10 protein-coding genes are annotated in these 13367 nt (G+C 63.9%); 2 read left to right on the top strand and 8 right to left on the bottom strand.

All coding sequences use genetic code 11. The features are described from left to right. Positions 1-44: 44 nt before the first annotated feature. The 6 genes from E8E78_RS18015 to E8E78_RS17990 all read right to left on the bottom strand — a co-directional run bounded on the left by E8E78_RS18015 (position 45) and on the right by E8E78_RS17990 (position 7572). Complete coding sequence (locus E8E78_RS18015) at positions 45-1352, bottom strand: MFS transporter (RefSeq protein WP_049273226.1); 1308 nt, start codon at positions 1350-1352, stop codon at positions 45-47. 99 nt (positions 1353-1451) lie between these two features. Next, positions 1452-2669, bottom strand: coding sequence for a fumarylacetoacetate hydrolase family protein (locus E8E78_RS18010; protein ID WP_059395508.1), 1218 nt, complete (start codon positions 2667-2669; stop codon positions 1452-1454). Between the two features lie 20 nt (positions 2670-2689). After that, on the bottom strand, positions 2690-3748 hold the full coding sequence (locus E8E78_RS18005) for an Ldh family oxidoreductase (RefSeq protein WP_280313891.1): 1059 nt from the start codon (positions 3746-3748) through the stop codon (positions 2690-2692). Between the two features lie 35 nt (positions 3749-3783). Beyond that, positions 3784-5325 (bottom strand): altronate dehydratase family protein, encoded by a 1542-nt coding sequence (locus E8E78_RS18000; RefSeq protein ID WP_016500046.1) that lies wholly within the window; start codon positions 5323-5325, stop codon positions 3784-3786. Between the two features lie 287 nt (positions 5326-5612). After that, positions 5613-6590, bottom strand: coding sequence for a LysR family transcriptional regulator (locus tag E8E78_RS17995; RefSeq protein WP_016500047.1), 978 nt, complete (start codon positions 6588-6590; stop codon positions 5613-5615). Between the two features lie 34 nt (positions 6591-6624). Then, positions 6625-7572 (bottom strand): LysR family transcriptional regulator, encoded by a 948-nt coding sequence (locus E8E78_RS17990; RefSeq protein WP_049273231.1) that lies wholly within the window; start codon positions 7570-7572, stop codon positions 6625-6627. Positions 7573-7673: 101 nt separating this feature from the next. On the opposite strand from E8E78_RS17990, the gene E8E78_RS17985 reads away from it, so the two are divergent. Both E8E78_RS17985 and E8E78_RS17980 read left to right on the top strand, forming a co-directional pair. Beyond that, complete coding sequence (locus tag E8E78_RS17985; protein ID WP_059395586.1) at positions 7674-8987, top strand: L-fuconate dehydratase; 1314 nt, start codon at positions 7674-7676, stop codon at positions 8985-8987. A gap of 66 nt (positions 8988-9053) precedes the next feature. Next, a complete protein-coding gene (locus E8E78_RS17980; RefSeq protein WP_059395587.1) occupies positions 9054-10355 on the top strand; it encodes an MFS transporter in 1302 nt (433 codons plus the stop codon). Here the strand turns inward: E8E78_RS17980 and E8E78_RS17975 are convergent, their stop codons facing one another. Further along, positions 10356-11705, bottom strand: a complete 1350-nt coding sequence (locus E8E78_RS17975; RefSeq protein ID WP_059395588.1) for an aminotransferase class I/II-fold pyridoxal phosphate-dependent enzyme — start codon at positions 11703-11705, stop codon at positions 10356-10358. Beyond that, a complete protein-coding gene (locus E8E78_RS17970) occupies positions 11705-13090 on the bottom strand; it encodes a hypothetical protein (protein ID WP_059395589.1) in 1386 nt (461 codons plus the stop codon). Before E8E78_RS17970 ends, E8E78_RS17975 begins: the two co-directional genes overlap by 1 nt. Positions 13091-13367 lie beyond the last annotated feature (277 nt).

Below are 13367 nucleotides of genomic sequence, written 5' to 3'. Positions count from 1 at the left end.
CACGATCAACGATCCGCTTGGGGCTGCTTCGCAGCCCCCAGGATTTATGCCTGCTCAGTCGCTCCAGTCATCTCCCCTGCTTCGTCCTTGGCACTGCCAATCGGCGCCTGCAGCAACAGGAAGTACGCCACCGCCGAGCACAATGCCACCACCGCACTGATCATGAACGCTGTGGTGAACGAGCCCGAGTACTGGATGCTGAAGCCAGTAGCGATCGGCGCCACGGAGCCGGCAATGTAGCCACCGAAGTTCTGGATCGAGCCAAACGAGGCCACGCGCGGGCTGTCCACGATGGTATTGACGATCATCCAGGCAGTGGCACTGGCCATGTTGATGCTGAACAGTGCCAGGCACAGCAGGATGACGCAGCCTGTCAGGCCGGTGACGAACGACAGCGGCAAGGTGAACAGCGCCGCCAGCACCAGGCCGGTAATGACGCTGAACTTGCGGCTACCCAGCACAGTCATGCCACGCTTCACCAGCCGGTCGCAGAAGCGCCCGGCAACGATTGTACCCGCCGCACCAAAGCCGTAGGCCAGCGACACGACCCAGGCGGTCTTGTACAGGTCCAGGCCGTGTTCACGCTCGAAGTAGCCCGGCAACCAGGTCAGGTGCAGCCACAGCATGTAGATCACACCCATGAAACCCAGCACGGCACCCCATGTGCTGCGGTGCTTGAACAGGTCCAGCCAGCCAGCGAAGTACGAAGCCTTCGGCGTTTGCACCGAGGCCACAGGCGCCTTGTGTTCCGCTGGCAGCGGCTTGCCTTCGGCCTCCAGTTCCGCCAGGTAACGCGCCTTGCTCTTGTAGAACGTCAGCCAGCACACCGCCAGCACCATACCGATCACGCCGGTAATGATGAACATGCCACGCCAGCCGAAATTGACCATGAACAATGTCAGCAAGGGCGGCGCCAGGCACGGGCCGAGGCAGGTCGACGACCAGACCACGCCGGTCGGCGTGCCGCGCTCATTGGCATCGAACCACTCCGACAGGGCCTTGGCCGCCGACGGGAACATGGGTGCCTCGCCAATCCCCAGCAGCACCCGCAAGCCCATGAAACCGGCAAAGCTGTTGACCATGCCAAACGCCGCCTGGGCCACCGACCAGCCCAGCAGCGAGGCGCCGAGCGCGACCTTGCTGCCCAGGCGGTCGATGATCATGCCCATTGGCAACTGGGCAAAGGCGTAGGCAATGGAAAACGCCGACAACAGGATGCCCATCTGCGACGGGCTGATCATCATGTCTTTCTGGATGGAGGTGTTGGCGATCGACAGCGCACTACGGTCCAGGTAGTTGACGATGCCGATCAACAGCAGGAACACAACGGTGATGCGCTGGTACTTCTTCATAGGGTTCATGTGTCGACCTTTATTATTATTGTTGCCGCGCTGTCAGCGCTTTGGCGATCCATCGATGTTCCTGCGCCCCTCCCTTGCGCAGCGTGTCGCTCAAGGCTGGCGGGCGGTAGCTGCAACCTCCAGCAGGCCACGCCGGCCGAGGTTGTCGATCAACGCGCGCAGGCCAAACGCCCACTGCGGTGCCTGGTCGCTGGTGGTCACGCGGTTGCACAGGGTACCCAGTTGCGGGTTGCTGATGGTCACCACATCACCCGGCTTGTGGGTAAAGCCATTGCCCGGCTGGTCACGGTCCTGCTTGGGGGCGAACAGGGTGCCGAGGAAGAGCACCATGCCGTCGGGGTACTGATGGTTTTCGTTGAGGGTTTGCTGCACCAGGTCTTGCGGGTCGCGGCTGATCTGGCGCATGGAACTGCGGCCAGCCAGGATGAAACCGTCCTCGCCCTCAACCCGCAGGTCCACTTCGGCGTTGCGCACATCGTCAAGGCCGAAGCTTTCGTCAAACAGGCGCAACAGCGGGCCCAGTGCGGTGGAGGCATTGTTGTCCTTGGCCTTGGACAGCAGCAAGGCGCTACGCCCTTCGAAGTCGCGCAGGTTAACGTCGTTGCCGAGCATCGCCCCCTTGATGCTGCCATCGCTGGACACTGCCAGCACCACTTCCGGCTCAGGGTTGTTCCAGCTGGACTTGGGGTGGATGCCGATATCGGCACCGTGGCCAACCGCCGACAGCGGCTGGGCCTTGGTGAACACCTCGGCATCCGGGCCAATGCCCACTTCCAGGTATTGCGACCACAGGCCCTGCTCCACCAGCACCTTGCGCAGCGCTTCGGCCTGCGCCGAGCCGGGCACGATCTGCGACAGGTCGGCGCCGATGCGGCTGGCCAGGGTGTCACGGATGGCATCGGCCTTGGCCGGGTCGCCCTTGGCCTGCTCTTCCACCACACGTTCCAGCAGGCTGGTGGCGAAGGTTACGCCAGCGGCCTTCACCGCCTGCAAGTCGATAGGCGCCAGCAGCCATGGCTGACGCGGGTCGCGCTGGGCGGGGTCGCTGTTGTCCAGCAACACCGATAGCGCCACCAGCGGTTCGGCCAGCGGCAAGGCGCGCAGGTAGGCGACCGGGTCGGCCACTTCAAGCAGGGCTGAGACAGTCGCCACGTATGTGCTGATGTCGTAGACCGCGCCGGCTTTCACCAGCACCACCGCCGGCCCCTGGTCCGCCAGCCACACCCGCCCTACCCAGCTGCCGCTGTCGAACACACTGGCATCCTGGCTCAGCGGCAGCGGTTGATTGGCGTTCGATCGATCAGTCATCTGTGTACCCTTACTGTGCATCATTGGGAAAGTGCCGGCAGTTGCAGTTGGCCGGCCAGGCGATCAAGGTCAGCCAGCAGCTGTGGCGAGAGGCTCACGCCCTGCTGCAGGGCCTGGCGGCGCAGGGCAAGGCCAGCCTGCCCAGGCAAGCGCACCGGGCGCGCAGGGTCGAGCGGGCGGCTGGCGAGTACCAGTCGGCCAAGGAAGCTGGTTTCATCGGTGAACGCTTCCAGGCCGCCGAAGAAGCGCGGGTCGATGACCACGGCGGTGGCCGAGGCGCCCCACTGCTCAGGGGCATCCTTGCGCCCATGGCCGGCCAGGCCGGACGTCAGGGCTTCGACCAGCAGCGCCAGGGCAAAGCCTTTGTGGCCAAAGGCCTGGCCGCCGAGGGGCAGGATGCTGCCTTGCGGGGGGGTAAAGAAATCGACCGGGTCGTCGCTCAGCTGCCCGTCATTGCTCACCAGTACCGGGTGCGGCAGGCGGCTGCCGGCATCGCGGCACTGGCCAACCAGCCCAAGGGTAATGGTCGACATGCTCACGTCCAGCAGGATCGGCTCGCCTTGGGTCGGGATACCGGCAGCAATCGGGTTGGGGGTGTAGATCGGGTCGATGCCACCGTGGGCGCAGACCAGCCCCACCGAGGGGTCCGATGAATACACCATGGCCACCAGGCCCTGGTCGGTATAGGGCTTGAGATAGGCGGCCAGGCAGCCAATGTGCGAAGCACGGCGTACCACCGCAATGCCGATGCCCTGCGCAGTCGCACCTTTTGCCGCGCAGTCCAGGGCACGGCTGACGCAGTAAGGCCCCAACAGGTAATGGCCATCGAACACGCTGGCGATGCCACTGTCCGTCACCTGTTCCAGTGCCTGTGCACGGGCCTTGACCTTGCCTTGCTGCATGCCACCGATGTAGCGGCTGACCAGGTTCAGGCCGTGGGTACGGTGCCCGAGCAGTTCACCTTCGAGCAGAACCCGGGTCACCACCTGGGCGACTTCGGTATCGGCACCGGCTTTTTCGAACAGTTGCTCGACAAAGGTGGTGAGCGCTTGCACGTTGTGATGTGTGGCTTGAGTCATTGTTGTTATCTCGTAAGCGGGGCGGGAGCGGTCAATCAGGTCACGGCGCCGATCTGCCAAGGCACGAACTCGTTCTGCCCGTATCCGTGCTGTTCGCTTTTGCTGCGTTCCCCGGAAGCAATGCGCAGCATCTGCTCGAAGATGTACGCGCCACGCTCCTCGATGCTGGTGGAGCCATCGGCAATACCGCCGCAATTGACGTCCATGTCCTCTTCCTGGTGTTCGAACACCCGGTTGTTGGTCGCCAGCTTGATCGACGGTGCCGGGGCACAGCCGTAAGCCGAACCACGCCCGGTGGTGAAGGCGATCAGGTTGGCCCCGCCAGCCACCTGGCCAGTGGCCGAGACCGGGTCGTAACCAGGGGTGTCCATGAACACCAGGCCCTGGGCACGCACGGTCTCGGCGTACTGGTACACATCGACCAGGTTGCTGGAGCCCGCCTTGGCCACTGCGCCCAGGGACTTCTCGAGGATGGTGGTCAGGCCCCCGGCTTTATTGCCGGCCGAAGGGTTGTTGTTCAGCTCGGCGTTCATGCGCTGGCAGTAGTCTTCCCACCAGCGGATGCGCGCAACCAGCTTTTCGCCCACCTCACGGCTGACCGCGCGGCGGGTCAGCAGGTGCTCGGCGCCGTAGATTTCCGGGGTTTCGGACAGGATGGCGGTACCACCGGCCGCCACCAGGCGGTCCACGGCGTTGCCCAGTGCCGGGTTGGCGGTGATGCCGGAGTAGCCATCGGAGCCGCCACATTGCAGGCCGACCACGAGATGCCGTGCGCTGACCGGTTGGCGCTGCACGTGGTTGGCCTCGGCCAGCAGGCTCTTGACCTGCTCGATGCCGGCAGCAATGGTTTTTGACGTACCGCCGATGCCCTGGATGGTGAAGGCCCGCAGCTGCGCACTGGCTTGCAGGCCCTGGGTTTCCAGCAGGCTTTCGATCTGGTTGGTTTCGCAGCCCAGGCCAATGATCAGTACGGCAGCAAAGTTGGGGTGCACGGCGTACCCGGCCAGGGTGCGGCGCAGCAAGCCAAGGGCTTCGCCGCTGGGGTCTACTGCGCAGCCGGCACCGTGGGTCAGGGCGACCACGCCGTCGATATTCGGGTAGTCGGCCAGTGCCTCGGGGTGAATGTCACGGCGGAAATGGTCGGCCACAGCCCTGGCGACGGTCGCCGAGCAGTTCACCGAGGTGAGAATGCCGATGTAATTACGGGTGGCAACCCGCCCATCGGCGCGCACGATGCCCTGGAACTGCGCTTCGCTGCCAGGCTGGCTGCGAGTGTCGACACCAAAGGCATAGTCACGGGCGAAATCGCCCATTTGCACGTTGTGCACATGCACGTGATCGCCGGCATTGATGGCCTGCGAGGCAAAACCGATGATTTGCCCGTAACGGCGTAGCGGCTGGCCCTGCTCCACGCGTTCGGTCGCAAGCTTGTGGCCCGAAGGAATCGGCTGGCGGACGGTAATCGCCTCGGCATCCAGGTGCAGGCCTTGCGGCAAGGCCTGGCGGGCGATAAGCACGTTGTCCAGCGGGTTGAGGCGGATGACGGCAAGGTCACCGGACTTGGCAATCAGTTGCATGGGACCTCTCAGGGCGGTGCGGCGGGCTTCTTGTTATGGCTGTTGCCACTGTAAGAAGCCTTGCGCAGCATTCCCAATGAGATGATCCGATCAAGCGATAACCAGTGGTTATCGGAAGTTGTGATCGGGCGGTGATCCTTGATCGCCCAATAGACTGCCCAAGTGCTCAAGCCAGCACATATCCTGTGGGAGCGGGTTCACCCGCGAACACCGGCGCAGCCGGTGCCATGCACCGCGTCGACTGCTTCGCGGGTAAACCCGCTCCCACAGGTGACCCCCGTGAACCATCAGGTCTTGTCCAAGGCAGTTGCAGCCGTACCTTCCTTCTGTCGCTGTTTGGCGCCTTCCAGCAAAATCTCGACAAACGCCCGGGCCGAAGCGCTCAGCGGTTCATCCTTGCGGGTGACCACGCCATACTCCAGCGCGGGTACATGCAAGGGGCTGCGTAGCTCCTTGAACTGCCCGCTGGCCAGCTGCGCGGCAACCATCGAACGCGGCAACATGGCAATCATCGGCGCCGATTGCAGCAGCTGCAGGAACATCGGCATGGAGATGGTCTCGACGCTGTCGACGGGCGTGGCAATACCGGCCACACGGAACGCCTGTTCCAGGCGGTTGCGGATCGGCGTGCCCACCGGGTACAGCACCCACGGCCAGTCGCCCAGCGCCGACAGTGGCGGGCTTTCCAGCTGGTTGAGCGGGTGCTCGCTGTTGACCACCAGGCTGAACGGTTCGGGTTCGAGGGGCTGGAAGTCGAACAGCTGGCTGAAGCGCTCTTCGGTGAAGCGGCCAATCATGATGTCGAGCTTGTTCTGCTCCAGCATGGTCAGCAGGTGATCACTGGAATGCTCCACCACTTCGATCGACAGCAGTGGGCTGCGCGCCTTGATCGCGGCAATGGCCTGCGGCAGTACCAGCGCAGTGGCGGCAAAGATGCCGCCGACGCGGATAAAACCGTGCCCGCCGTTGCGCAGGCGGTTGACCTGGTCGACGAATTGCTGCGACTCGGCCAACGCACCCTGGGCATAACGCACCACGTATTCACCCAGCTCGGTGGGCGGCATGCTGCGTGGCAGGCGCTCGAACAGGGCAAAGCCGAACTGCTCTTCGAGATCGCGCAGCATCTTGCTCAGGGCCGGCTGGCTGAGGTTCATGCGCGTAGCGGTTGCGTGCATGTTGCGGGTGCGCGCCAGGGTGTCGATCAGCACCAGGTGCTTGTAGCGGATCCAGTTGCAAAAGCTGGAATGGGTCAGGTCCGGCGACATCGGCAGCAGGCCTCAGGCAGGTGAAAAGGCAGGGTTATTGCGCCCGCAGGTAGCGCAGCAAGGTATCCAGGGCAACCGAGTTGGGCCGCGAGCGCAGGGTCAGCACGCCCAGGTTGGCCATGGTCAGCGGCAGCTCTACCGGCAGGATGGCAACCATGCCATAGCGGGCATAATGCTCGGCCACGTCATTGGGTACCACCGCAATCATTTCGGAGGCTTCGAGCATGGCGGTGGTGGCCAGGATCGAGGCGGTTTCAACGATGTCCAGTGACTGCACCATGCCCCCGGCCTGCAACGCACTTTCGACACGGCGGCGCATCGGGCTGCCGATGGGGTGCAGGATCCAGGTCAGGGCCACCAGGTCACTCAATTGCAACCCGACAGCAGCCGCCAGAGGGTGCCCGGCGCGGGCAATCACGCGCATCTGCTCACCGCCTTCAAACAGCTCGATGTTCAGGTCCTGGCTGTCGCTCTGGTCTGGCAGGCGGCCCACGACCATGTCGAAATCGCCGCGCAGCAACGCGGGCAGCAAGGTATCGCTGGTGCCCACTTCCAGCGAAATACGCACCTTGGGGTGGTCGCGCTTGTAGGCCAGTACCGCCTTGGTCAGCACGCCCGGCACCGGGCCCATGACGCTGCCCACCCGCACCAGGCCAGAGGCCCCGCGCGCCAGTTCGGCGATTTGCGCCTGGGCATGCTCGAACTCATGCAGCGCGCTTTGTGCATAGCGGATCATCACCTCACCGTAGAGCGTTGCTTGCATGCCGCGCGGCAAGCGCTCGAACAAACGCACGCCAAGGCGTTCCTCAAGCTGCTGCAGCAACAGGCTGGCCGCCGGTTGCGTGGTGTGCATCGCCGCAGCGGCGCGGCGCAGGTTGCCGAACTCGCCCAGCGCATTGAGCAGCGTGATCTGGCGGCTGGAGATTCTCAATGCACCAAGGCTGGCAGGCGCCAGGGTTGGGTCGATTGGCAAGCGAGACATATCGAATCCGGTATCGCTGATTAAGAATTGGCGATTATGCCTGTATCGCTCCACAACCTACAGTCAGGTCTCCCAGCGCTTGAGCAGAACAAGAGTCGACCATGAGCATACGTATTACCCACCTGAGCGTTCGCGACATTCGTTTTCCTACTTCGCTGTCGCTGGATGGCTCCGACGCCATGAACAGCGCCCCCGACTATTCGGCAGCCTATGTGGTGCTGCACACCGACGCCGAGGGCCTTGAAGGCCACGGCCTGACGTTCACCATTGGCCGCGGCAACGAGATTTGCGCGGCAGCGGTGCAGTCACTGGCCCCCCTGATCGTCGGCCTCAGCCTCGAAGAGATTACCGCCGACATGGGCGGTTTCTGGCACCGTTTTACCGTCAGCGACAGCCAACTGCGCTGGCTGGGCCCCGAGAAAGGCGTGATCCACCTGGCCACCGCGGCCATCATCAACGCGGTGTGGGACCTGTGGGCCAAGCGCGAAGGCAAGCCGGTGTGGAAACTGCTGGCCGACATGACGCCCGAGCAACTGGTGCGCTGCCTGGACTTCAGCTACGTCACAGACGTGCTCACCCCCGAGGAAGCCATTGCCCTGCTCCGCCGCCAGGCCCCAGGCAAGGCCCAGCGTGAGGCGCAGATGCTGCGCGAAGGCTACCCCGGCTATACCACCGCGCCAGGCTGGCTGGGTTACAGCGAAGAGAAGATGCGCAAACTGGCCCGCGAGGCCGTGGAAGATGGCTGGACCCACATCAAGCAGAAGATCGGCGCCGACCTGGAAGAAGACATCCGCCGCGCCAGCATCCTGCGCGACGAAATTGGCTGGGAGCGCACCCTGATGATGGATGCCAACCAGGTGTGGGGCGTGGAGGAGTCGGTTGCCAACATGCGCCGCCTGGCCGCCTTCGAGCCGCTGTGGATCGAAGAGCCGACCAGCCCGGACGACATCCTCGGCCACGCCACCATTCGCCAACGCATCGCGCCGATTGGTGTCGCCACCGGTGAACACTGCCACAACCGGGTCATGTTCAAGCAGATGTTCCAGGCCGGTGCGCTGGATTTCTGCCAGCTGGATGCCGCCCGCCTGGGTGGCCTGAACGAGGTGCTGATCGTGCTGCTAATGGCGGCCAAGTACGACGTGCCGGTGTGCCCGCACGGCGGCGGCGTCGGGCTGTGCGAATATGTGCAGAACATCGCCCTTTTCGACTACATCGCCGTGTCTGCCTCGCTGCACAACCGGGTACTGGAGTACGTCGACCACCTGCATGAGCACTTCATCGACCCGGTGGTGATCCGCCATGGGCGTTACATGCCGCCGCAACGCCCAGGCTACAGCATCGAAATGCATGCCGAGACCCTGGAGCGCTACCAGTACCCCAACGGCGCGGTGTGGCTCGATATCAACCGTTCCTGAACAACAGGCCTGGGTGTGCCCCCAACCAGGGGCACACCACCAGCACTTTTCACGGGGAAAAAAACAATGACAACCCTCACCAGCGCAGCGGCTTCGGCCCCTGCCGCCACCACCGAGCAGCGCCTGAACGGCCTGCTACTGCGCAAATTGATGCCACTGCTCATCGTCGTCTACGTGATGAGCTTTCTTGACCGCACCAACATCGCCCTGGCGAAAGCCAGCATGGGCATTGACCTGGGCCTGTCGGCAGCGGCCTATGGCCTGGGTGCCGGCCTGTTCTTCCTGACCTATGCGCTGGCCGAAGTGCCCAGCAACCTGATCATGCACCGGGTGGGCGCGCGCTTCTGGATCACCCGCATCATGATCACCTGGGGCCTGCTCTCGGCGGGCATGGCCTTCGTCCAGGGAGAAACGTCGTTCTACATCATGCGCCTGCTGCTGGGGGTGGCCGAAGCGGGCCTGTTCCCCGGGGTGATGCTGTACCTCACCTACTGGTTCGACCGCGAACAGCGCGCCCGCGCCACGGGTTACTTCCTGCTGGGCGTGTGCCTGGCCAACATCCTCAGCGGCCCGCTGGGCGGTGCGCTGCTGGAAATGGACGGCGTACTGGGCTGGCATGGCTGGCAGTGGCTGTTCGTGCTCGAAGGCTTGCCTGCCGTGGCCTTGGCTTATGTAGTGTGGAAGAAACTGCCCGATGGCCCGGCTTCGGCGCCTTGGCTGTCGGCCGCCGACGCCCAGGACATCGAACGCCGCCTGGCCGCCGAACGGGCTGCCGCGCCACAGCAGAACAAACTGGGGCAGATGTTCCGCGACCGGCAGATCTGGCTGGCAATCGCGGTGTACTTCGTGCACCAGATCACCATCTACACGTTGATTTTCTTCCTGCCGGGTATCATCGGCACTTACGCTGCGCTATCACCCTTCCAGATAGGCATGCTGACTGCCGTGCCGTGGATTGCGGCTGCCATCGGTGCTGCCACCTTCCCGCGCCTGGCCACCTCGCCACGCCGTTGCCGCACCCTGCTGTTCTGCGGCTTGCTGACCATGGCGACCGGGTTGCTGCTGGCGTCGCTGGCCAACACGTTCATTGGCCTGATCGGGTTTTCACTGACCGCCCTGATGCTGTTCGTGGTGCAGTCGATCCTGTTTGTCTTCCCGTCCAGCCGGCTGAGTGGCAACGCCCTGGCGGCGGGCCTTGCGTTTGTCACCACCTGCGGCCTGCTGGGTGGCTTCGTCGGGCCGTCGGTGATGGGCCTGATCGAGCAGGCCACCGGCAGCACCCGCAACGGCTTGTGGATCATTGCCGCATTGCTGGTGCTGGCAGCGGTGCTCAGCACCCGCTTGCGCCAGGGGCAAGAGCAGGCATAGTCAGCGTGAAACGCTGGCAGGTCGCCCGCAGCGCGGCTCCAGTGCCTGCGCCAAGCGCTCCACCGCCTGTTGCAGGTCATCTGGCTGGTCGCCCAGCCAGACCAGTGCCATGCACTGCTGGTAACGCCCCTGCAGGCTGAACTGCCTGCCCGGCAGTGCATGCAAGGCGGAACCTGCCAGCGCCGCAACGATGCAATCCCACCGCAACGGTTGGCGAAAACTCACCCACAGCATGCGCCCCCCCTGGGGCGTCTGCATCGCCACCTGCTGACCGAACTGCAACGCCAGCGCGCGTACCAGATATTGCGTGCGCCTTTCCAGCTCGGTACGCAGCTCTACCAGGTGTATCTCGATTTGCCTTTTACCCAACATCAGGGCAAGCGCTTGCAGGCGCAGCGGCGCAAGCCGAAAGGCCCGTTCGGCAAATGCCTTGGCCAATGCCGCGTCATGGCTTAGCACATAGGCGTAAGGTGCCTCGGCCCCCACTGCGGTCTCGAATGCCCCCAATACCAACAGCGAGCGAGGGTCGACCCAGTCGCGCAAGCGCGTGCGTGGCGGCCCGCTGTAACAATGTTCACTGTCCAGGTCGTTTTCCAGCAACCATACAGGGTGCTGGCCCAGTAACTGACCAAGCTGCTGCTGGTAGTGCGGCGACACCAGCCGCCCTTGCGGCATGCCCAGGCAAGACGGCATGACCAGCATGCACACCGGCTCGGCGCCCAGCAACCGGGCCAAGGCCCGCAGGTTCGGGTTGCCGCGGCTATCTGCAGGTACTTCCAGCACCCGCATGCCGGCACGTGCCAAAGCGTGCAGCACCTGCCAGCAACAGGGCGACTGCACCAGTACCGTTCCGCCCTGCAAGGCAAGCCCCACGAGCACTGTATCCAGCAACGCTTGCACATCAGGGGCCAGTTGAACGTCCTCGGCACGCCAGTACAGGCTGGAGGAACGGGTATAAGACTCAGCCACGGCATTGCGCAGACGGGTGTCGCCGAGTGTTGCCCTCGGTGCAACACCGCTGGCGCGCTGACGGGCCAAGCGCCGCTCGTGGCCTAGCAGAATACGCTCCAGCAATGGTTGCACTGGCAAAGGTGACTGCGGGTGCATGGGCGCTGCCTTGGCAGCGACCTGAGTGTAATAGCCGGACCTTGGCAGACACTGGACGCGGCCCTCTTCCTCCAGCAGGTTGTAGGCACTCTGCACAGTAGCCAATGAAACCCGCAGCCGCCGGGACATTGCACGCAGCGACGGCAACTTGCAGGGGCCACCGCCTGAGGCCTGCTCGATCAACGCTTCCAGGTAGCGATACACCTTGCGATAGGCGAACTCGCCAGGAACCGCTTGCCCCATCAAGGCAACGCCGCTGGGCCACGGCGGCGCCCCGACGACGGCCTTGGCAGCAGCCTGAGGAGCACGTCGCGGCGGGCCAGGTGGCTCTGCAAGCGCCAGGCAGTCAGCGGCGTGCGCCCTTCATAGATCGCCCGCAACTGCCCCAGCGGCAGGCCACTGGTATTCACCAGCCAGTCCCTCACCGCATCGGGGCAGGGTTTGCCTTGCAAGGCTCGGTGCAGGTACGGCAGCGCTACCAGCATGTCGGCATGCCGACACTGGAGAAAACGCTCCAGCTTCTTCCCCTGCCGGGCGAACGGGCTGAACAGCAGGCACACCAGTTGGGTCTGGTTGATACCGTAGGCTTTACCCAGCGGTAGCGTTTGTACATCGCGAGGCTTACTGTCGGCCGAATGGTCTGCCAGCCGCAACGCCGGGCGAGCAGCCGGCAGCTCAAGGCTGCGTGCACGCAGCTCGCGCAATTGTGCCGGCGCATACGGGTCGACGAATGCCGACAAAGGCCAGGCATCCTCGGTCGTTTCGAGCCCACCACCCAGCATCGCGTCAAGTTGCTGCCCTTCAAGCAGCTGCGGCAGCAGGTCATCCATGGCAATCACCCGCAACGGACCCTCCTCCGTGACAGCGCACTGTGTCGGCTTCGCCAGGCTGCCCGGAGAGACTTCGATAACAGCCTGCAACCGGCTCAACCCGTGGGCCAGCGTCGCCAGGCACTGATGCAACACATGCGGGCCGCGCTCCCCTGCCAGGCGCAGGCTACGCCGGGCCCAGGCCAGGTATCGGCGCCGCTGGCGCACGGGAATGGCGGTGATCAAGACGTCGGCCGGTGTCGGTGCCTGCAGTGCACAACACACGGCATCCGCCAGCTCCAGATGCAGGCGGCTACCCAGCAGGGCTTCGGGCCTGGCATCGACCATGTGACCAAACATCAGCATGGCGTTCCTCGCCAGCAGCCCACGTTCGGGCGCAGCCGAAGGCCTACGGCTGAAGGGCACCACGTCGCGCCCTTCGATCATCTGCAACTGAACCCGCGGGTCATCCTGCATGAACAGGGCACTGAAACTCCGCTCGTGGCCTTCGAGCGTATCGCTGGCGGCCACCGGCAGGCTGACCACCAGCACCCGCAACTGAAAGGTTACCGGCGCACGCAGGGCGATGCTCAGTTGCGCCGCACGCAGCATGGCCAGCAGCCGGACACTGCGGCAATCGCCGCCCTGCAGCACCAGCACGCGGAACGTACCGATGCACTCGAGCCCACCTGCCGCCACCAGCAATCGCTGTATCAGCAATTGCAAGGATGCCCGCTGCGCCTGCGACATCTGGCTCAACAAGCGCTCGAGCACTTGCTGGTAGATATAGTGCATTGCCTGATCGTGAATAGCCGTCACGAAATCACCTCATCAACTTCATGCAGCCAACGCGTGCTGAATCTTGTGTTCAAGTTTCAATACGTCCTGTGCTTACCCCGAAGAAATTCCCTACAACCAAATTGAAGTAATGACGTAACGCATCACTGTCGCCAGACCATCGAAAAAACATCAATGCCGCGACGGCCCGTCGCTACCACACATAGCCGATCCTCAGGCATAGCCATGCTCATCCCACGCTCCTTGCGCAAACTATCATGGGGCTATTATCGGGGGATGCAGAGCGAATAGAAGATAC

This window comes from Pseudomonas sp. BN505 (assembly GCF_029873175.1).
In the GTDB taxonomy this organism is placed as follows: domain Bacteria; phylum Pseudomonadota; class Gammaproteobacteria; order Pseudomonadales; family Pseudomonadaceae; genus Aquipseudomonas; species Aquipseudomonas putida.
This window is presented reverse-complemented; position numbering and strand designations above follow the sequence as displayed.

Coding starts and splice junctions, on each gene's coding strand:
- E8E78_RS18005 (WP_280313891.1), bottom strand. CDS start 3,748: ATGACTCAAGCCACACATCACAACGTGCAAGCGCTCACCACCTTTGTC.
- E8E78_RS17980 (WP_059395587.1), top strand. CDS start 9,054: ATGACAACCCTCACCAGCGCAGCGGCTTCGGCCCCTGCCGCCACCACC.
- E8E78_RS17995 (WP_016500047.1), bottom strand. CDS start 6,590: ATGTCGCCGGACCTGACCCATTCCAGCTTTTGCAACTGGATCCGCTAC.
- E8E78_RS18010 (WP_059395508.1), bottom strand. CDS start 2,669: ATGACTGATCGATCGAACGCCAATCAACCGCTGCCGCTGAGCCAGGAT.
- E8E78_RS18000 (WP_016500046.1), bottom strand. CDS start 5,325: ATGCAACTGATTGCCAAGTCCGGTGACCTTGCCGTCATCCGCCTCAAC.
- E8E78_RS17990 (WP_049273231.1), bottom strand. CDS start 7,572: ATGTCTCGCTTGCCAATCGACCCAACCCTGGCGCCTGCCAGCCTTGGT.
- E8E78_RS18015 (WP_049273226.1), bottom strand. CDS start 1,352: ATGAAGAAGTACCAGCGCATCACCGTTGTGTTCCTGCTGTTGATCGGC.
- E8E78_RS17975 (WP_059395588.1), bottom strand. CDS start 11,705: ATGGGGCAAGCGGTTCCTGGCGAGTTCGCCTATCGCAAGGTGTATCGC.
- E8E78_RS17985 (WP_059395586.1), top strand. CDS start 7,674: ATGAGCATACGTATTACCCACCTGAGCGTTCGCGACATTCGTTTTCCT.